This is a genomic window from Paracoccus sp. SM22M-07 (assembly GCF_001887735.1).
GTDB lineage: Bacteria > Pseudomonadota > Alphaproteobacteria > Rhodobacterales > Rhodobacteraceae > Paracoccus.
Genome location: NZ_JPKW01000023.1, coordinates 1 through 18,062, shown reverse-complemented (window position 1 = coordinate 18,062; position 18,062 = coordinate 1). Strand labels below are relative to the sequence as shown.

The following is an 18,062-nucleotide window of genomic DNA, read 5'->3' as shown; positions in this document are numbered from 1 at the left end:
TTCGCCATCCGGAGCCGCTTCGCCGGCCACCCCAGCTGTAGCGACAAGACACGTAATGCACTAAGATTGAAACCGGACCACCCGATAGGGGCAGGCCAATTTCCTTCGATTGATCGTGGCCCGCACGGGATGCGGGCTGCTGCTGGACGTCAACAATGTCTTTGTCAGCTGCACCAATCACCGCATGGACCCGCGCGCCTATCTGGCCGATTTTCCGCTGGAGGCCGTCGGCGAAATCCATCTGGGCGGTCACGACGCCGAAGAGCTGCCCTCGGGGCCGCTGCTGATCGATGCCCATGGATCGCCCGTCGCGGATCCGGTCTGGACCCTTTACGCCGAAACGATGGCGCGCGGCGGACCCCGGCCCACGTTGATCGAATGGGACAACGACGTGCCGGAATTCCCGGTCCTGCTGGCCGAAGCGGACCGTGCCGCGGCGATCCTCAGCGAGGCCGGCCATGCTCTCGCATCGTGAAACGGAGGCGGCATTCCGCAAAGGCCTTGCATCACAGGATGTTCCGCCCGGTGTGACGGCGGTGGGGGATCTGGCGCGCCGGTTTTCCATCTATCGCAACACCGTCGCGCATTCCCAGTCAGAGGCGCTGGCACAGCGGTTCCCCACCGTGCTGCGCCTTGTGGGGCCGGCTTTCTTCAAGGCCACGGCGCGCATCTTCGTTGCGGACCACCCGCCTCGATCGGCGATCCTGCACGAATATGGCACGGAATTTCCGGATTTTCTGGCGGCCTTTCCTCCGGCAGCCACGGTCCCCTATCTGGCCGACATTGCCCGTCTGGAAGTGCTGCGGGGGCAAGCCTATCATGCCACCGATGCCCTGCCGATGTCGGTGGCCGAGGTGACGGCCGCATTCGCCTTGGGCCCCGAAACGATCAGCCTGAAACTGCACCCCTCGGTCCGCGTGATCGTGTCACGCCACCCCATCGTGTCGATCTGGGCGATGAACCAACCGGGCGCCACCCTTGCCCCCCTGCCCCCGATGCCGGAGGCGGCGCTGATCTTTCGACGGGGCGACGACGCAGTCGTGCGGCGCATCTCTCAGGACACCGCCGGCGTCATTGGCCGCTTGCGTGAAGGCGCCCCGTTGGGCCTGGCCTGCAGCACCGTCGCACCGGACCTCGCGGCCGATGCGGTCGGAACCATCCTGAACCATGGGCTGATCGTGGCCCTGAACCCCACATAAGGCGTAAGAACCATGCACAGCATGACAACAAGACCGGATGGCGCCCAGGCCCTTGGCCGCATCCGTCACATGATCGTCGCGGGCAATGCCATTGCCGGTCGCCTGCCTTGGTCCGTCCCGGCCCTGCTGGCCCGGCTGATCCCGGCATGGGTGTTCTGGTCCTCGGCCCGCACCAAGGTCGATGGCTTTGCCATTGCCGACAGCACATGGTGGTTGTTCGAAAACGAATACGCCCTGCCGCTGATCCCCGCGGCGGCGGCGGCAGTCCTGGCCACGCTGGCAGAGCATGTCTTTTCCGTGGCGCTGGCTTTGGGCATCGCGACCCGTGCGTCTGCCGCGGCCCTGTTGGGCATGACGGTGGTGATACAGATATTCGTCTATCCGTCGGCCTGGGTGACGCATGGCCTTTGGGCCGCATGTTTCCTAGCGCTTGTCGCCAAAGGACCGGGCGCGATGTCGCTTGATCGCCTTCTGCGGCTGGATCGCTGAACAGTACCTTGCCCGGCGTCGGACCGATGATGCCCGACGCTAGCCGAGGGCGTATCCTGTGCCGCGGACGGTTCGGACGGGGTTGTCGCCGCCGTTCTGCATCAGCGCCTTGCGCAGGCGGCCGACATGGACGTCGATGGTGCGGGTGTCGACATAGATGTCGCGGCCCCAGACCCGGTCCAGCAGCTGTTCGCGCGTCCAGACCCGGCCCGGCTTTTCCATCAGCGTTGACAGCAGGCGGAATTCCGTCGGGCCCAGATGCAGCGACTGGCCGGCGCGAAAGACGCGATGTTCCGAGGCATCGAGGATGATGTCGGCAAAGCTGAGCCTTTCGCCCATGCTGGCGGGCCGCGTGCGGCGCAGCTGGGTGCGCAGGCGCGCCATCAGTTCCACCACCGAATAGGGTTTGACCACATAGTCGTCGGCGCCGGTTTCCAGGCCGCGAACCCGGTCCACCTCCTCGCTGCGCGCCGACAGCATGATGATGGGGATGTTGCGGGTGGCGGGGTCGGCTTTGACCTGGCGGCAGACCTCGATCCCCGACACCTTCGGCAGCATCCAGTCCAGCACGATCAGGTCGGGCTGTTCCTCGGCCACCAGCAGCAGCGCATCCTCGCCATTATCGGCCACGACGCATTCGAAGCCCTCGGCTTCCAGGTTGTAATGCAGGACTTCGCGCTGCGCGCCCTCATCCTCGACGATCAGAACGCAGGGGGCCTGGCGGGACATGGATCAGCCCTCCTTGACGGTATCGACCATCGGGACGCTGTTGCCCTTGGGGCGCGCCTCGTCGGGCAGTTCGCCGGTGACCAGATAGACCACCTGTTCGGCGATCGAGGTGGCATGATCGCCCATTCGCTCGACGTTCTTGGCGATGAAATGCAGATGCATGCAGGACGTGATGTTGCGCGGGTCTTCCATCATGTGCGTCAGGAATTCGCGGAACAGCGCGTTGTACATCTGGTCCACCTCCAGATCGCGCTGGCGCACGTCCTGCGCCAGATCGGCGTCGCGGCGGATATAGCTGTCCAGCGCGTCCTGCAGCATCTTGTTGACCGCCTGGCTCATCCGGCGCAGCGCCATGCCGGCGCCTTCGATGGCGGGCATCTGGGACAGGACCTCGGTGCGCTTGGCCATGTTCTTGGCGTAATCGCCCACCCGCTCCAGCGAGGCCGAGATCTTGATCACCGCCAGCACCATGCGCAGGTCGGTGGCGGTGGGGGCGCGCAGCGCGATCAGGCGGGCGGCATCCTCGTTGATCTGCGCCTCCAGCGCGTCGATGGCCTTGTCGCGGCGGCGGACATCGTCGGCCAGGTCCTCGTCGCGCGTGTCCAGCGCGGTCGAGGCGTCGGTGATGGCGGCCTCGACCATGCCGCCCATCTTGACCACCAGCGCCTGGATGGTTTCCAGGTCGCGGTCGAACGCCGAGGAGATATGCTTGTCGCGGTTCATCGTCTTTCCTTTCGTCAGCCGATCCGGCCCGAGATATAGGCCTCGGTGCGGCTGTCGCGGGGCTTGGTGAAGATGTCGTCGGTATCGCCGTATTCGACCAGGTTGCCCAGGTGGAAGAAGGCGGTCTTCTGGCTGACGCGGGCGGCCTGCTGCATGGAATGGGTCACGATGACGACCGAAAACCGCTCGCGCAGCTGCTCGATCAGTTCCTCGACCTGGCCGGTGGCGATGGGGTCCAGCGCCGAACAGGGCTCGTCCATCAGCAGCACCTCGGGGCTGGTGGCGACGGCGCGTGCGATGCACAGGCGCTGCTGCTGGCCCCCCGACAGGCCGGTGCCCGGTTCGTGCAGGCGGTCCTTGACCTCGGTCCACAGGGCCGCGCCGCGCAGACTGCTTTCCACGATCTCCTCCAACTCGGCCTTGTTGCGGGCCAGGCCGTGGATGCGCGGGCCATAGGCCACGTTGTCGAAGATCGACTTGGGAAAGGGGTTGGGCTTCTGGAACACCATCCCCACCTTGGCGCGCAGCTGCACCGGATCGACGCGGCGGTCATAGATATCCTCGCCGTCAATGGCGATCCGGCCCTCGATCCGGGCGCTGTCGATGGTGTCGTTCATCCGGTTCAGGCAGCGCAGGAAGGTCGACTTGCCGCAGCCCGACGGACCGATGAAGGCGGTCACGGTCTTGTCCAGGATGTCGACGTTCACGTCCTTGATGGCCTGCTTGTCGCCATACCAGACCTGAACGTCATGGGCCTGGATCTTGATGTCCTTCTGGGTCACGGCGCTCTCCGTTCGGGTCGTGTCATACATTGTCATGTCTCCTGTGGGCCGATCTACCAGCGGCGCTCGAACTTGCGGCGAAGATAGATTGCCAGCAAATTCATGCACAAAAGGAAGACCAGCAGCACGATGATGGCACCGGACGCGCGTTCGACAAAGGCCGGATCGCTGCGCTGCGTCCAGTTATAGACCTGGACCGGCAGGGCGGATGCGGGGTCGAACAGGCCCTCGGGCGGGGCGGCGGGATATTCGCGGACAAAGGCCACCATGCCGATCAGCAGCAGGGGCGCGGTCTCGCCCAGGGCCTGGGCCAGGCCCAGGATCGTGCCGGTCAGGATGCCGGGCATGGCCAGCGGCAGCACGTGATGGGTGACCGACTGCATCTTCGACGCTCCGACCCCAAGGGCCGCATCGCGGATCGAGGGCGGCACCGCCTTCAGCGCGGCGCGCGTGGCGATGATGATCGTCGGCAGCGTCATCAGCGTCAGGACCAGACCGCCCACGATCGGTGCCGATTGCGGCAGGCCCACGAAGTTGATGAAGACCGCAAGCCCCAGGATCCCGAAAACGATCGAGGGCACCGCCGCCAGGTTCGAGATGTTGACCTCGATGATGTCCGTCCACCGATTCTTGGGCGCGAATTCCTCAAGATAGATCGAGGCCGCGACCCCGATCGGAACCGACAGGAACAGGACGACCAGCATCATGTAGAGCGAACCCAGGATCGCCACGCCGACACCCGCAGCCTCGGGGCGCTGGTCCGAGGCGTCGGGACCGGTCAGGAATTCGCGGTTGAAGCGCGTCACCAGCAGGCCCGCATCGGCCAGCGCATCGGCCAGCATCAGCTGCTGGGGGGTGGTGTTGCTGTCGCGCTCGGCCGTTTCCATGGTGACGCGGCCCTTGAAATAACCGTCGATCCGGCCATTCACCAGCACGTTCACATCGACCGTCTGGCCCAGCAGTTCGGGGTCGTTCAGCACGCGGTTGCGAAGCTGGGCCGAGGCATCGCGCGAGATCAGCCCGTCGATGTCGCTTTCCTGCAGGCCCTCGATCTGCAGATCCATCCCCCCGACGGCCGCGTCCAGCGCCTGGTCCAGAACCTGCCCGTAGGACAGGGTCAGCACCGATGACATCTCGGCCGGATCGCGGTTGCCCTGCGGGTCCAGCACCTGCGCGTCCAGCGCGACCGGGATGGACAGATAGGTCTGTCGGAACGCCCCCGATCCGTCACGGATGATCGTGAACATCAGGACCGCCAGCGCCAGCACCGCGACGCAGATGGCGGCCAGGCCATAGGCCCGGAACCGTTTCTCGGCGGCGTTGCGGCGGCGGGTGCGCGCGTCCTGCGTGTAAAGCGACGTTGCGGCGGCGGGGCGGGACATGTCGTGGGACAGATCGGTCATTCGTATTGCTCGCGATACTTGCGCACGATGATCAGCGCGACGACGTTCAGGCCGAGGGTGATGACGAACAGCGTCAGACCCAGGGCAAAGGCCACCAGCGTCTCGGGCGACGAGAAATCGTTGTCGCCGGTCAGCTGGCTGACGATCTTGACGGTGATGGTGGTCATCGCCTCGAACGGGTTGAGGCTCATCGTGGCGGCGGCGCCGGCCCCCAGAACCACGATCATCGTTTCGCCGATGGCGCGGCTGGCGGCCAGCAGGATGGCGCCCACGATCCCCGGCAGGGCGGCGGGCAGCACGACGCTGCGCACGGTTTCGGACGGGGTCGACCCCAGGCCCAGGGCACCGTCGCGCAGGCTCTGCGGCACGGCGTTGATGATGTCATCCGACAGAGAGCTGACGAAGGGGATCAGCATGATCCCCATGACAAGGCCCGCCGTCATCACCGAACTGCCGGAATTGCCCAGGCCCATGGGTTGGGCGATCCAGTCGCGCAGCATCGGACCCACGGTCACCAGCGCGAAGAGGCCATAGACGATGGTGGGAATGCCGGCCAGCACTTCGACCATCGGTTTGGCGATGCTGCGCAGGCGCGGGCCCGCATATTCGGACAGGTAGATGGCCGCGAAAAGGCCGATCGGCACCGAAACCAGCAACGCGATGAAGCTGATATAGAGCGTGCCCCACAGAAGCGGCAGCATCCCGAGGCGCGAATTGCCCTCGAAGCGCGGCGACCATTCGGTGCTGAAGAAGAAATCGGTCAGGCTGTATTTTTCGAAGAAGCTGATCGTCTCGAAGATCAGCGACAGCACGATCCCGATCGTGGTCGCGATGGCGATCGAGGAACAGAAGATCAGCAGGCCCAGGACCATCCGCTCGACCGAATTGCGGGCGCGAAAGCCCTTGTCGATGCGGGTCATCGCCCAGCCAAGGCCGGCGACGGCGGCCCCAAGGGCCAAAAGGCCCGCGATCCCGCCAGCCACGGGCGGGATGACATCGGACATGCGCAGCAGCGCGGCGATCATCAGAACCGACAGCACCGGCAGCATCACCGCCAGGACGACGTTCCAGCCATGATAGGCGGGGCGGCTGTGAAGGTTGCGGACATCGCCGACTCCGGCACCCATGGCGCGGCTGCGGCCGATGAAATATCCCGCCAGGGCAAGCAGGGTGGCGGCAAGCAGGGCCCAGGACATCGGCATCAGGCTGACCTCGGAATGCGGAAAACGGATGGGTGGCAGGGGTCGGGGCGGCACAAGGGATGCGCCGCCCCGGAATGCATCACTGCATCGTGGTCTCGTTGGCAACGGCTTCCTGAACCGAGGCCAGTTCGGGATCCGAAACCAGGCCATAGGCCGCCAGCGGGCCGTTCGGGCCGGCAACCGCGTCCGAGACGAAGAATTCGGCGAATTCCTTCACGCCCGGAACGACACCGATATGGGCCTTCTTCACATAGATGAACAGCGGGCGCGACACGGGGTATTCGCCCGAGGCGATGGTCTCGGTCGAGGGGGTGACGCCGCCCATGGTCGCGACCTGCAGGGTGTCGGTGTTGTTCTCATAGAAGGACAGGCCGAACACGCCGATGCCGTTGGGCGAGGACCCGATGCGGGCCAGTGTCTCGGTATAGTCGCCGTCGATGTCGACCGACTTGCCATCGGTGCGCAGTGCGACGCAGGCCTCTTCGGCTTCCTCTTCGCTCAGCTCGGCCTCGAAGACGGCCTTGGCGCCGGAATCTTCGCAGCCCTGGATGATCACCTTTTCCTCGAACACTTCACGCGTGCCGTGGCGGGTGCCGGGGATGAAGGCCAGGATCTCCTGGTCGGGCAGGTCGGCGTTGACCTCGGACCAGTTGGCCGCGGTGTTGTCGACGATCTTGCCGTCGACGACCTTGCGGGCGGCCAGAGCATTGAACCAGTCTGCCGGGGTGAACTCGAAGGAATTGCCGCCGGCAGCGCTGGCAAAGACGATGCCGTCATAGCCGATGCGGACTTCCATGATGTCGGTGACGCCGTTTGCGGCGCATTCCTCGACCTCGGTCTCGCGGATCTCGCGGCTGGAATTGGCGATGTCGATGGTGTTCTCGCCCACACCCTCGCAGAAGCGGCGCAGACCGGTCGACGAACCGCCCGACTCGATGACGGGGGTGCCAAAATCGGTGTTCTCACCGAACAGTTCGGCCACGATGGTCGAATAAGGCAGGACCGTCGAGGAACCGGCGACCTGCACCTGGTCGCGGGCTGCAGCGGCGGTGGCCGACAGCGCGATGACGGACAGGGCGGTGGCGGCGAAGCTAAAGGTCTTCATGATGTCTCTCCTGAGGAGGTGATCTGTACGGGGCCTGCCTACATCAGTTTTGTGACGCTTTTATCCCGCATTTGTGACGCTTTCATGAACATGCTCGGCCAAGGACCCGAATTCCGATCGTGATGGGCGGAAGCTTTGGAAGCCTGATACATTGATCAGCGGCTTTTGCATCATTGAAGCGCCTGCCATGCCCAACAATCGTAGACCCTTTGAAGAGAAAGCTTGTGAGCTTTGCGCTCTGTTCCCGGCCAAAGGAGCCTGGCCGAAGGCTATTGCTATGAACGGTCCGGTGCTCAGTGGGCAGAGCATACATGACACGGCTCGTCTTGGTGATCACCGGATGAAGAACGGCATTATCTTCTTGCCTCGCAATGACTTGCATCGGAGAGGCACGATAAAGACGCCTGCAGAGCGCAAGATGCGCTGCATCCGTCAAATGCTGTGGAGAGACAGACTTCTTTTCAGTTCAATGATAGCCGGCCCGGCTACCAACCCGATGCAAAAAAGGGCCGATACGATCTGAACGAATGACGCGAGGCCATGGAGTTTGCCGATCTTCTGTTCCACGCGGTCTGATTTGTGATGGATCTGTCAGTTCGGTCTGCCTGTCGGTCCCGGATCAATGGCACAGCAGAACGGGACAGTCGCGCTGTTCGATCAGCGCACGTGTGGTTCCACCAAAGATCACCTCGCGCAGACGAGAATGGTCATAGGCTCCCATGACGACCAGTTCGCCACCGGTTTCTTTCATGCGCTGCATGATGACCGTGCCGATTTCCTCGCCACCGCTTGGATATTGCTGGACCGTAACATGACAGCCCTGATGGGTCAGCCAGGCGGCAACATCGGAACCGGGGTTTTCCCCGTCGCGCGCCTTGGTCGTCACCGGATCGAACAGCGCGACGGTGACATTTCGGGAATCGCGCAGGATCGGCATGGCAGCATGCACCGCCCGCGCCGAGGGGATGCCCGCCTTCCATGCCACGAACACCGACGCGGGTTGCAGCGCCTTGGCCGTCCCCATCGCGTTCAACATCACCCCGCCTGCCGACCGGAACAGGGCGGCGCGTATGACATCGCCGAACACATGCGCATCCTGGCGCAGATCGTCGCCGATAAGGATCAGATCGCAGGTCAGCGCGGCGTGCGACACGGCTCCGGGCAGAATTGCTGCCTGACCGCTGGCGACGCGGACCTCGGCGCTGGTGCCCTGATCGGCCAGATAGTCAGAGATCTGGTTGCGCAACACCTCCAACTTGGCATTGGTTTCATCCACCTCGGTCTGCCAACCTGGGGGCAGGGAATACAATCCTCCCTCACCGATGCCATAGGTATAGATCGGAATTTGCGGCATCACCCCAAGGATCAGGACAATCAGGTGCAGGTTTCGATCGCGCGCCGTCTGAGTGAGCGGTTCAAGATCGGCTGGCTTGGCGGCACGTCCAAGCACCACCAGAACAGTTGCGTTTTTCATCGACGTCATCCTTGACCAGATTGCCGACCAAGCATAGCGCATCGCCATGTTTCCATATTGATTTGTATCAACTGATGCGGGGATGAGCGGCCGATTCATCGTGTGGGCGGTAAGCTGACCCGCCAAATCCGGTTCGCACGGCAGATCGTCTGTGATTGGCGTCGGTGGCGGTCTTCGGTTCAGATGCGTCTTCTAGCGCCGCCTCGTTCTCGCGTCGTTCAGCCTTCTTCCGCAAGATTTTTCTGCTGAACCACTTTCGCCAATGTGTCGTGCTGCGCCACTTGGAGCTGCGAACGTCTGATGCGCGTGGTGGAACTTGTTTCGCATCCATTTCATCACGCGTTCCCCTGCGGGCAATTGCAGGGGCAATATCCCTCGTCTTTGTATTCTTCAGGCGGCTTGATTGGCCGATTTCCGGCGAGGTTTGCAGCGCGCGTTCGCAACTGTAACGCGCTTGCTTGCGACGGCTGTGATGACAACCTTGTGCGGCTTTCCCGCGGCTCGCAGGCGGTCAGCGACAGTTTTCAGGATCGGATTGTGATGGCTGGCAACAAGAGCCGCCTGGAACATGACGTGTCGCAGCTGGCGGCGTTCTCCTTTGACGGCGCGCTTGCCCCGCATGGCACCGTTGTCATGTGCGATTGCAACCAGGCCGACAAGCGCGGCGGCCTTCGCAGCAGAGAGTTGGCCGAGCCCGGGCGTCTCGGCGATCAGCATGGTGCTGGCAACGGGGCCGGTCCCGGGAACGGAACGAAGGATACCGGAAGTCGTTGCCAGGTCATCAGCCAAAATCATTGTCTGCTCGACCCGCATTTCCAACTCTGCAATCTGATGATCAGCAAGGCCTCTCAACTCGGCGTCCATGGCGCCAGACATTTCCGCCCATCCCAGCCTCCCATGCGCCTTGATCTGCGCCAGAAGCCGTTTGCCTATTTCGACGAGCTGTGTGCGCTTTGATGTCAACACCCTGAGAAGCCGCAGCTTTTCTTGCGGCAAGCCTTGCTCCGCATCCGTCCGGAACGCCATGAAGCGCCATGATTTCCGTATCGATCCTGTCGGTCTCGGCGCGTGTGCCCCGGCTCGCGGGAAAAGCCATGATCTGTACGGGCAGCAAATGCCGTGTCGCAATCCCGGCGGCGTACAGGACCGTCCAAAGACGCCACTCCTGACCACCAGTGGCCTCGAGGCAAACCAGTGCCCTCGGTTCAGGAGCGAGTTGATCGTGTCCATCAACCTTGTTCGGAAACCGCACATGCGTGCTTTCTGGCAGACAGTACATGTCGCGGAGGTCTCGGGCGAGATCGAGGAGATCAGCCGCACGGAAAAGAACTGCGCCGACGTCATGACCATCCCCGGGATCGGTCCAATGACCTCGACGGCAATGGTCGCGGCAGTTGGCAAGGGGGAGGCTTTCGACCAAGGCCGGGACTTTGCCGCGTGGGTCGGTTTGGTGCCGACCCAATACAGCACGGGCGGGAGAACGATCCTCGGGCGGATCACCAAACGGGGCAGCCGCTATCTTCGCATGCTATTCATCCAGGCAGCGAAAGTGATCATGATGCGTCAGAACAGGTGGTCCACCTTCAGCTTCGGCCCTTGGCTGACCGAAGCGGTAAAGCGGATGCCGCGCAACAAGGCCGCCATTGCGCTGGCCAACGAACCTGTCCGAACCGCAAGGAGCGTTCTGCGACACGGGACCCGGTTCGACGCCTCAAGAGATATGGCCATGGAAACGATCTGCCGCTTTCCACGGTCAAAAGGAGTTCGCGACAGAGAGGACAGCATGGAACGGAGAAAATACGCCCCCAGAGTCTGACGGCCCTCATGGTCAGCAAGGACCCTACCCCTAATGGGACCAAGGCGCGTGCGGAACCCATCATGGCCACGGCTCACGAGCCGATCCAACTGGCCGGATACATATGAGCGATTCCCGAAGTCGCGCCAAACTCTCAAACGAGACTAGCAGCCGACACATGCATAAGAGCCGGTTGCGCGAGTGAGGGGCTGCCCCGCGCCGTACCCGACAGCAGGACGGACGGATCGTGGGCCGTGGCCATGATGGGGTTCCAAGGTCAATTGTCGCCGGTGTCGCGGGCCTGCCTCCAGCGCGCCTCCGGGACGTCGCCTTTGCCTGCGGGCCAGCCTTCGCGTTGGGTTCTGCGGTCGCCATCCGTGGCTTCGGTCTGATCATGCCACAGTTGGACCTGGGTTGGATAGGGCATGTCGATGCCTGCCTTGTCCAAAGCCTTGTAGGCCGCCACGATGACCTTGCCCTTTGTGATGATGACGTCCTTGCGCTCTGGCTTGGTCCACCACCGAAGGCGGATGGTGTTCTGATAGGCGTCGATGCCGACCGGGATCGCCTCGGGCGCAGGATCGGACAGGACGCCGTTGCAGGACTGCGCGGCCTCTGTCATCAGGCGCATCGCCTCCTCCCAGTCATCGTTGCACCCGATACCGATATCATATTCCGAGCGGCGCAGCTGAAAGGCAGTATTGACCGTCAGCGCACCGGTATAGATCTGCGCGTTCGGAATGATGACACGCCGCCCATCATAGGTCTTGATGAAGGTGGCACGCGTCTCGATATCCTCGACAGTTCCCTCGAAACCATTGACCACGATCTGATCGCCCACACGGAATGGCTGACGCAGAAGGATCAGCACCCCGGACAGCAGGTTCTGCAAGATATCCTTGAAGGCAAAGCCGATGGCGACCGAACCGATGCCCAGCCCCGACAGAAGATCGCCCGGCCGCAGCGACGGAAGCACAATGGTCGCAGCCAGAAGAAACGCAAGGATCATGATCGACCAGCGCAGCAAGGCCGCACCGACATTGGCCAATGCCGGTCGACCGTGACGCGCCAATGTCCGGCTGACGCCATAGCTGACAAGGCGCGCGACGCCATACATGATCAAAAGGATGGCCGCTGCACTGACCAGATTGGGGGTCAGGCGGATCAACCCTTCGATCCAGGCCTCAATCTTGTTCAAAACTGTACCGACACCGGCATCGATATCCATGCCAACTCCCTCATGATCTCATTAGCCCCAACAGCTGTTTTCAGGACGCAATTGCAACTGCTGGGAACTCGATGGAGACCACGAAGCCGTTGACGTCCGACTGAACGTCGATCCCGCCGGAAAGTTCAGTGGCCAGAACTTTCGCGACTTGCATGCCCAGCCCGCCGATATTCTTTTCTTGCGGCTCCGCCGGGCCCGACTGCGATCCTATTCCGTTATCGGCACAGATCAACCGGACGCGCTTGGCAGCGGGGTCGTCTTTCAGGGTCACAGCGACCTGCCCCGTCCGGCCGTTCGGGAAGCCGTGCTTGAACGCATTCGAAACCAGTTCATTGGTCAGGGTCGCCAAGGCCACCGCGGTCCCCGGCTGCACGGTAACGGGATCGCCGGATACCGTCAGGGTGACCCCGGAAGGCGCGTTACGCGCCAGCGCGTCGCCTATTTCTCCAAGATATTCGGTCAACTCGATCTCGGTTTGGTCAACCCTGCGGTACAAACGCTCATGGACATGGATCATCGCCCCGATCCGGGCCTGGACCACGCTTAGCAGATCCTGGGCTTCGGAGTGGGTGGTCTTGCGGCCGGCAATGCGCACGAAAGACGACAGCATCTGAAGCGAGTTCTTGACCCTATGATCGACCTCCTGTCGCAGGACCACGGAATTGCGCAACGCCTGGCGCAGTTCAAGCAGGGTCATGACCTGTTGGGCCAGAACTTCCAAGCCACGACGCTGCAACGCCGTCAGGCGACGTGGCTGGTGATCCAGCACGCAAAGCGAGCCCAGTGGCAAACCGTCTCGGGTCTTCAGCGGTGCACCGGCATAGAAGCGCATGCCCGAATCGCCATGGCACAAGGGATTGCCGATCATGCGGCTGTCGCGATGCGTATCCGGTATCTCGACGAAACCGTCCTCCAATATCGCATGGGCGCAGATCGACGTCTCGAGGGGCATTTCGCGCGAATTCATCCCCACCTCTGCCTTCGTCCACTGGCGTTCGGTGTCGATCAGATTCACCATCGACACCGCCGTGCCGCACAATTCCGAAGCAAAGGCCACGATGTCGTCGAATGCAGGCTCCCGCTCGGTATCAAGAATGTCGAAGGACCGAAGCGCCTTCAGGCGCCGTTCCTGCTCGGGGTGATTAGCGGCACGCGGCACAGTCGGCTCCATGAAAAAATTTGCGGTCTTATGCACGATGGGACCCATTTCTGAAACAAATAGTTGATCAGGTCGAGCGTTTTGCGTGCCGTGCAGAGGACGGCAGGCATACGCGGCTGACCACCGCCCCAAGGGACGATGTGGCCATTGCGACTTCATCTGATCCGGTCGAATGCCCAAGCCGTGCCCCGCCTTGGCCCGGACACGGTTCCCCACCGGCGACAAGTCGCATATTGCTGGCATGGATACGGCGCCCAGTTCCGGAGACCTTTCTTGAGCCACCAGACACCCCAAACCAGACGCGACCTGATCCCGGTCGAGGATTACGTCTGTCCGGCGATGCCCACCGACGAATGGTTCCGAACCCTGTGGCAGCGGTTTCGGACGCGGCTGCGTCCGCCGGACAAGTCCTTCATCGCCGATGACCGGCTGAAGCGCGCAACCCTGCGTCGGCTTGACCAGGTCGTGGCCCCGCCAGCCTGCGGGCCCGTCCTGGCCGAACTGGATGTGTCGATCCGCGATTGGCTGTCACAGCCACCCAGTGCGGAACGTATCAAGGCCGTCGTTCTGCCCCCCTGCCAGGATGGCGACGTCGTCGCAGCCTGGGCGGACGGCGCGGGGCACCTCCTGCTGCAGGTCGATGATCCCGGCGATGCCAAAGACGCATTGGCACGGTTGGATCGTCTGCCCGACGATCCCGAAACGCTGCTGGTCATTCCGCGCCTTGAACTGTGGCATATCCGCGACTTGGACGGACTGGTCCAGATTCGCGCATTGATCGCCCAGCTTACGCGCCGGCGACAACGCGTGGTGCTGTCCTGCAACGCTTGGGCATGGGCCTATCTGTCCAAGTCGACTGGCATCGACATGATCGCGGGCAAGCCGTTGTGCTTTGCCCCCTTCGACGCAGCACGGCTTCGTGACTGGTTCAGGGAGCTTGCGCAGGACGATACGACGCAGGGCTTCCGCTTCCGATTGTCGGATGACGGGACGGACCTCTTCGCCAAAGATCCGTCAGAGGCGGAAACAGACTTCTTTCGCAAGCTGGCCGCCAAGAGCCGCGGCATCCCTTGGGTCGCATGGCACATGTGGCGACGGATGCTGCACACGAACGAGGAACATGGTCCCGAGACCCGCGATACCTTGTGGGTGGCCGCATTGGACGAACTGATCCTGCCGGGCGATCGCCCGCGTGACACGCTGCTGATCCTGCACGCCCTGCTGCTGCACGGGCGGATGACGACCGATACGCTGGCGCAGGTGCTGCCGATTGTGGGAGCATCGGTCGTGCCGGCCACCCTGATCATGTCTGGTTTCGTCGCCCGGAACGAGGATCACCTGTCGATCCGCGCCGAGGCCTATCCCGCCGTGCGCGCCGGGTTGGAAAATGCCGGTATGTCCATAGGAGTGCTTTGACATGGGAGGTGACGAAAGCCGCGATCAGGCGATCAGGCTGCTGAACGACATCCAGGACATCAGCTTCGGCAAGGTGGCGTTGATCATCCTGGCTACCTGGATCTCCATTTCGGCGCTGCGGCGACTGCTGCCCTATCTGGCGGCGCATGGGCCGGCCGATGCCCGGCTCTATATCCTTGGGGCGGTTCCCATCGCGCGTCTGACGCTGACCGCGATCGCGATCGTCTGGATCCTGCCGATCATCTTCAACATCACCTTTCAGAACTTTCTGGTCATCGCCGGCGCCGCCAGCGTCGCCATCGGCTTTGCCTTCAAGGACTATGTCAGCAGTCTGATCGCCGGCATCGTCGCAATCTTCGAAAAGCCCTATCGTCCCGGAGACTGGGTGACCATCGACGGCGACTACGGCGAAGTGAAGAGGGTTGGCCTGCGCGCCCTGACCTTGAATACTGCCGATGACAACGTGATCACCGTGCCACACAGCGTCATCTGGTCCGCCAATGTCTCAAATGGGAATGACGGAGCACGAACCCTGCAATGCGTGGCGGAATTCTTCATTCAGACGGCCCATGACGCGTCTGCGGTGCGCTCGACCTTGCAGGACGTCGCGCTGACCAGCGCATATCTGGATTATCATCATCCCGTGACCGTTGTCCTGCAGGAAGCCCCGTGGGGGACCCATTACAAGATCCGCGCCTATCCCTTCGACATGCGCGACCAGTTCCTCTTCATCAGCGACCTGACCCTGCGCGGGCGGATGGCAATACAATCTGCCGGATACGAGACCGTCAGACTGCCACTGATCCGGGAGGGACTTCCCGAGGAATGAAGGGTTGGCGATCTGCAGTCATGTCATTGGTGGTCACGCAAAACGGATCGGTCAATGACTTGGTGTTCCGTGGTGGTGGCCAAACTGTCGGCGTTGTCAGATTGTTGGCGGAAGACTTGCGGTGTGATCGACCTAAAGCCGTCAACGATCCGAAGTCTGTGATTGGACCTGCACCGGTTTCGTTCCGGTCAGGTCCCGATGTCAAGCAGCCCTCTGTTTGAAGGCCACTGGCGATCTGCAACCCAGGGCTAAGCGTTTCCAGCGCCGATTTGCACCGCACATCACGGTCATCTGCCAGCACGTCCCGATCGCGCCCCCCGCATCAATGGCACGGGCGACCTTTATACCCGTCGCCCCAGTGATGTCGAAGACCACATGATGGAGTCGCAGGTTCATCTCCCTGAGCGCCCTTTGCATGTGCCGGATATGGGCGGCGGCATAGCCCGCCCGGTGATCTGTGCGACCGCATCGCGCTTGAATTCATCAGTGACATTGCCTGAACCCGACATGACCTCCTTGCCTCACATTTGGCGAAGAGGGCTTCCACGAAACATGGGGTTAATTCAGTTATCCTCTATTTGGATCGAGCCTCCTGTATCGCTCCCACATCGATGATCCCATTTTTGGGGAACCTGTCCGCGAGCACGTCTGCCCGAGCACTGGTGACGATGTCGATGACGACAGGCGATGTCGCCGCCAGGAAATGATCGCGCGCATTGGGCAATCTCGACAGACTCAGCACCAGCAGATCGAGCGCCGCAAGCCTCTTGCGGTCCCGCGCCGAGCCAAGCCGTTCCGGTTGCGCAGTCAAAAGCGACGAAAAGCGCAGGGCATAGTCGCTTTCCGAGGTCATGACCACGAAGGGGCTGGGCAACGGGTCTATGCGCTCATGCTGAGATTCGAACAAATCCAGGTCGATATCGGGTGAGACCAGAATGACACCGCCGATCCTGCTGAGAACATCCTTCTGCCCGGTGATCGACAACTGCCGCAGGGTTTCGACCACAAGCTGCGTGCCCATGGAATGACCGAAGACGAATACGTACTGGTTTTCGCGGGTCAACTCGACCAGAAGCTCTTCGAGGTGGTCGCGGGCAATCAGGATGCTGTCCTTGTCCCGTATGTAACCCAATGTCCTTTCGATGGATGGCCAGGCAAAGGTCACCTGCGGCCCCTTCAAGCCGTAATCGTGGGCAATCTGCGCGTGACGGTAGACGGCGTTCTCCATCCCGGTGTTGAAGCCATGGACATAGACCACCGGGCTGTCGATGGGGCGGCCCAACGGACCTGCCTCGCGACGCACGGTCTCGCCCAAGGCGCGCAGTGTTTCAATCGGGCGCGCGCCTGCGACGATAAAGCTGGTGGCCGGGTCAGGGTTTCGTGCCGAGAACTCCACCTCACCCGGCACGTGTCGTGGTGGGACCGTGATGTCGTAACGCGCGAAAGACAAGACCCCGCCGCGCTTGGTTGTCCCTGTCAGATTGTCAGCCAGCACGCGGTCGGTGGCAAGATAGATGCGCTGGACCTCGGCCAGGCCAAGCGGCGCTTTGGGAGCGAGAAATTCATCGGGCTTTCCAGCGCAACCCGCTAAAGACAGCAAAGTGAGGCAAATGACATGAAGGGGGCTCAGTCGCTGCATGAGGAGGCTCCGTCAAAGGGCGGCCTGGGTGAACAAGGCCTTGGGGCGTGGTCTTGGTTGCGATCAAGGGGCATCGGGTTGCTTCTTGGCTTTCGTCAGCAGCCAGGCGGCCGCGGCGGCCAGCGCGATCTCCGCCAGCAGGTAGCCGAACAGCAAGAACCCAGGCCAGCCGTCTACGGCAAGGCTCAGCGCGCGACCTGACGCCAGTCCGAGGGAAAAAACGAACAGGCTCCACAGCGCAGGAACCCGCAAGACGGCTCGCAGCGCGCCTGCCAGCCAAAAGACGATCAGGGAAAGATACAGCCCCATGATCGCCCGGAAGAAATGGCGCGTCGGCACATCGTCGGCCTCTGCTCCATACAGCCACGGCAGGGTTGTCTGCGGCATCCCCCCGTAAGACAACGCCACCGGCACCAGCCCGATTGCCATGCCCAGCAGAAGGTTGCGCTGCATCGATGCGATCCGCATTGTCAGCTCTCTGTGCTTGGCTTGGTCGCCTTTGATGCCTCTGGGCCAGACGCGGCGCATTCCGTTTCGATCTCACTGATCCGGCGCCGCAGGTCCTCTTCGGTACGCCCGGATGCGATATCGACGTCGGCCTCTCCACAATTGATCGGCCTGTCCAACAGGTCAGCGCGCATCCTGGTAAGGCTGACGCATCCGCCGAGCGCACCCAGAGCCAGAGTGCAAACAATTAGTCTGATGGGCATTTTGCCTTCCTTTTTGGATCAGTGGATATCCTGGACGATACGAAAGCCGATATGCGCAGTGCTGAAGTCCTGCTCGAGGCTTGGTCTGCCCCCTGAAAAGTGGTCCTCCCTGAGGTATGGCTTTTGAGCCATTTGGAGGATGCAGGAATGCCCCAGAAAAAGCACAAGCCGGAGGAGATC

17 protein-coding genes and 2 pseudogenes are annotated in these 18,062 nt (G+C 62.4%); 7 read left to right on the top strand and 12 right to left on the bottom strand.

Annotation, left to right across the window (positions count from 1 at the left end; genetic code table 11):
* Positions 1–100: 100 nt before the first annotated feature.
* The 3 genes and pseudogenes from IE00_RS18355 to IE00_RS18345 form a co-directional block, all read left to right on the top strand.
* Positions 101–475: pseudogene (locus tag IE00_RS18355) on the top strand (DUF692 family multinuclear iron-containing protein); the annotation flags it as partial.
* Positions 459–1,199: a DUF2063 domain-containing protein gene (locus IE00_RS18350; RefSeq protein WP_072298635.1), complete on the top strand. Its 741-nt coding sequence runs from the start codon at positions 459–461 to the stop codon at positions 1,197–1,199. The pseudogene IE00_RS18355 and the gene IE00_RS18350, both read left to right, overlap by 17 nt.
* 21 nt (positions 1,200–1,220) lie before the next feature.
* Positions 1,221–1,688 (top strand): DoxX family protein, encoded by a 468-nt coding sequence (locus tag IE00_RS18345; RefSeq protein WP_083554517.1) that lies wholly within the window; start codon positions 1,221–1,223, stop codon positions 1,686–1,688.
* A 39-nt stretch (positions 1,689–1,727) separates the two neighbouring features.
* Here the strand turns inward: IE00_RS18345 and phoB are convergent, their stop codons facing one another.
* The 6 genes from phoB to IE00_RS18315 form a co-directional block, all read right to left on the bottom strand.
* A complete protein-coding gene (gene phoB / locus IE00_RS18340; protein ID WP_072298633.1) occupies positions 1,728–2,417 on the bottom strand; it encodes a phosphate regulon transcriptional regulator PhoB in 690 nt (229 codons plus the stop codon).
* Between the two features lie 3 nt (positions 2,418–2,420).
* Positions 2,421–3,140: a phosphate signaling complex protein PhoU gene (gene phoU / locus IE00_RS18335; protein WP_072298632.1), complete on the bottom strand. Its 720-nt coding sequence runs from the start codon at positions 3,138–3,140 to the stop codon at positions 2,421–2,423.
* A 14-nt stretch (positions 3,141–3,154) separates the two neighbouring features.
* Positions 3,155–3,952 (bottom strand): phosphate ABC transporter ATP-binding protein PstB, encoded by a 798-nt coding sequence (gene pstB / locus IE00_RS18330; protein WP_072298631.1) that lies wholly within the window; start codon positions 3,950–3,952, stop codon positions 3,155–3,157.
* A 23-nt stretch (positions 3,953–3,975) separates the two neighbouring features.
* Positions 3,976–5,325, bottom strand: coding sequence for a phosphate ABC transporter permease PstA (gene pstA, locus IE00_RS18325; RefSeq protein ID WP_072298630.1), 1,350 nt, complete (start codon positions 5,323–5,325; stop codon positions 3,976–3,978).
* The gene (gene pstC, locus IE00_RS18320) at positions 5,322–6,527 is read right to left on the bottom strand and encodes a phosphate ABC transporter permease subunit PstC (RefSeq protein WP_072298629.1); all 1,206 of its coding nucleotides are present in this window, start codon (positions 6,525–6,527) and stop codon (positions 5,322–5,324) included. The genes pstA and pstC overlap by 4 nt, the downstream gene beginning before the upstream one ends.
* Before the next feature lie 79 nt (positions 6,528–6,606).
* Positions 6,607–7,632 (bottom strand): substrate-binding domain-containing protein, encoded by a 1,026-nt coding sequence (locus IE00_RS18315; protein WP_072298628.1) that lies wholly within the window; start codon positions 7,630–7,632, stop codon positions 6,607–6,609.
* Positions 7,633–7,819: 187 nt separating this feature from the next.
* Between IE00_RS18315 and IE00_RS18310 the strand changes: the two genes are divergently transcribed.
* Positions 7,820–8,155 carry a hypothetical protein gene (locus IE00_RS18310; protein WP_139291531.1) on the top strand — a complete coding sequence of 112 codons (336 nt, stop codon included), beginning with the start codon at positions 7,820–7,822 and terminating at the stop codon, positions 8,153–8,155.
* 96 nt (positions 8,156–8,251) lie between these two features.
* Here IE00_RS18310 and IE00_RS18305 read toward each other — a convergent pair whose 3' ends face one another.
* Positions 8,252–9,232: a universal stress protein gene (locus IE00_RS18305; RefSeq protein WP_139291530.1), complete on the bottom strand. Its 981-nt coding sequence runs from the start codon at positions 9,230–9,232 to the stop codon at positions 8,252–8,254.
* A gap of 264 nt (positions 9,233–9,496) precedes the next feature.
* Positions 9,497–10,132, bottom strand: coding sequence for a transposase (locus IE00_RS18300; protein WP_205949709.1), 636 nt, complete (start codon positions 10,130–10,132; stop codon positions 9,497–9,499).
* Between the two features lie 265 nt (positions 10,133–10,397).
* On the opposite strand from IE00_RS18300, the pseudogene IE00_RS18295 reads away from it, so the two are divergent.
* Positions 10,398–10,844, top strand: a pseudogene (locus IE00_RS18295) (transposase); the annotation flags it as partial.
* A 334-nt stretch (positions 10,845–11,178) separates the two neighbouring features.
* Here the strand turns inward: IE00_RS18295 and IE00_RS18290 are convergent.
* Both IE00_RS18290 and IE00_RS18285 read right to left on the bottom strand, forming a co-directional pair.
* A complete protein-coding gene (locus tag IE00_RS18290) occupies positions 11,179–12,129 on the bottom strand; it encodes a mechanosensitive ion channel family protein (protein ID WP_072298625.1) in 951 nt (316 codons plus the stop codon).
* 40 nt (positions 12,130–12,169) lie between these two features.
* Complete coding sequence (locus IE00_RS18285; RefSeq protein ID WP_083554515.1) at positions 12,170–13,300, bottom strand: histidine kinase dimerization/phosphoacceptor domain -containing protein; 1,131 nt, start codon at positions 13,298–13,300, stop codon at positions 12,170–12,172.
* Between the two features lie 261 nt (positions 13,301–13,561).
* On the opposite strand from IE00_RS18285, the gene IE00_RS18280 reads away from it, so the two are divergent.
* Positions 13,562–14,704: a hypothetical protein gene (locus IE00_RS18280; RefSeq protein ID WP_139291529.1), complete on the top strand. Its 1,143-nt coding sequence runs from the start codon at positions 13,562–13,564 to the stop codon at positions 14,702–14,704.
* Between the two features lies 1 nt (position 14,705).
* The gene (locus tag IE00_RS18275; protein WP_072298622.1) at positions 14,706–15,533 is read left to right on the top strand and encodes a mechanosensitive ion channel family protein; all 828 of its coding nucleotides are present in this window, start codon (positions 14,706–14,708) and stop codon (positions 15,531–15,533) included.
* Between the two features lie 574 nt (positions 15,534–16,107).
* Here the strand turns inward: IE00_RS18275 and IE00_RS18265 are convergent.
* Together IE00_RS18265 and IE00_RS18260 are read right to left on the bottom strand one after the other, a co-directional pair.
* Positions 16,108–17,172 carry an alpha/beta hydrolase gene (locus IE00_RS18265; RefSeq protein ID WP_072298621.1) on the bottom strand — a complete coding sequence of 355 codons (1,065 nt, stop codon included), beginning with the start codon at positions 17,170–17,172 and terminating at the stop codon, positions 16,108–16,110.
* A gap of 63 nt (positions 17,173–17,235) precedes the next feature.
* Positions 17,236–17,700, bottom strand: a complete 465-nt coding sequence (locus IE00_RS18260; RefSeq protein ID WP_240494006.1) for a DUF4345 domain-containing protein — start codon at positions 17,698–17,700, stop codon at positions 17,236–17,238.
* Between the last annotated feature and the right edge of the window lie 362 nt (positions 17,701–18,062).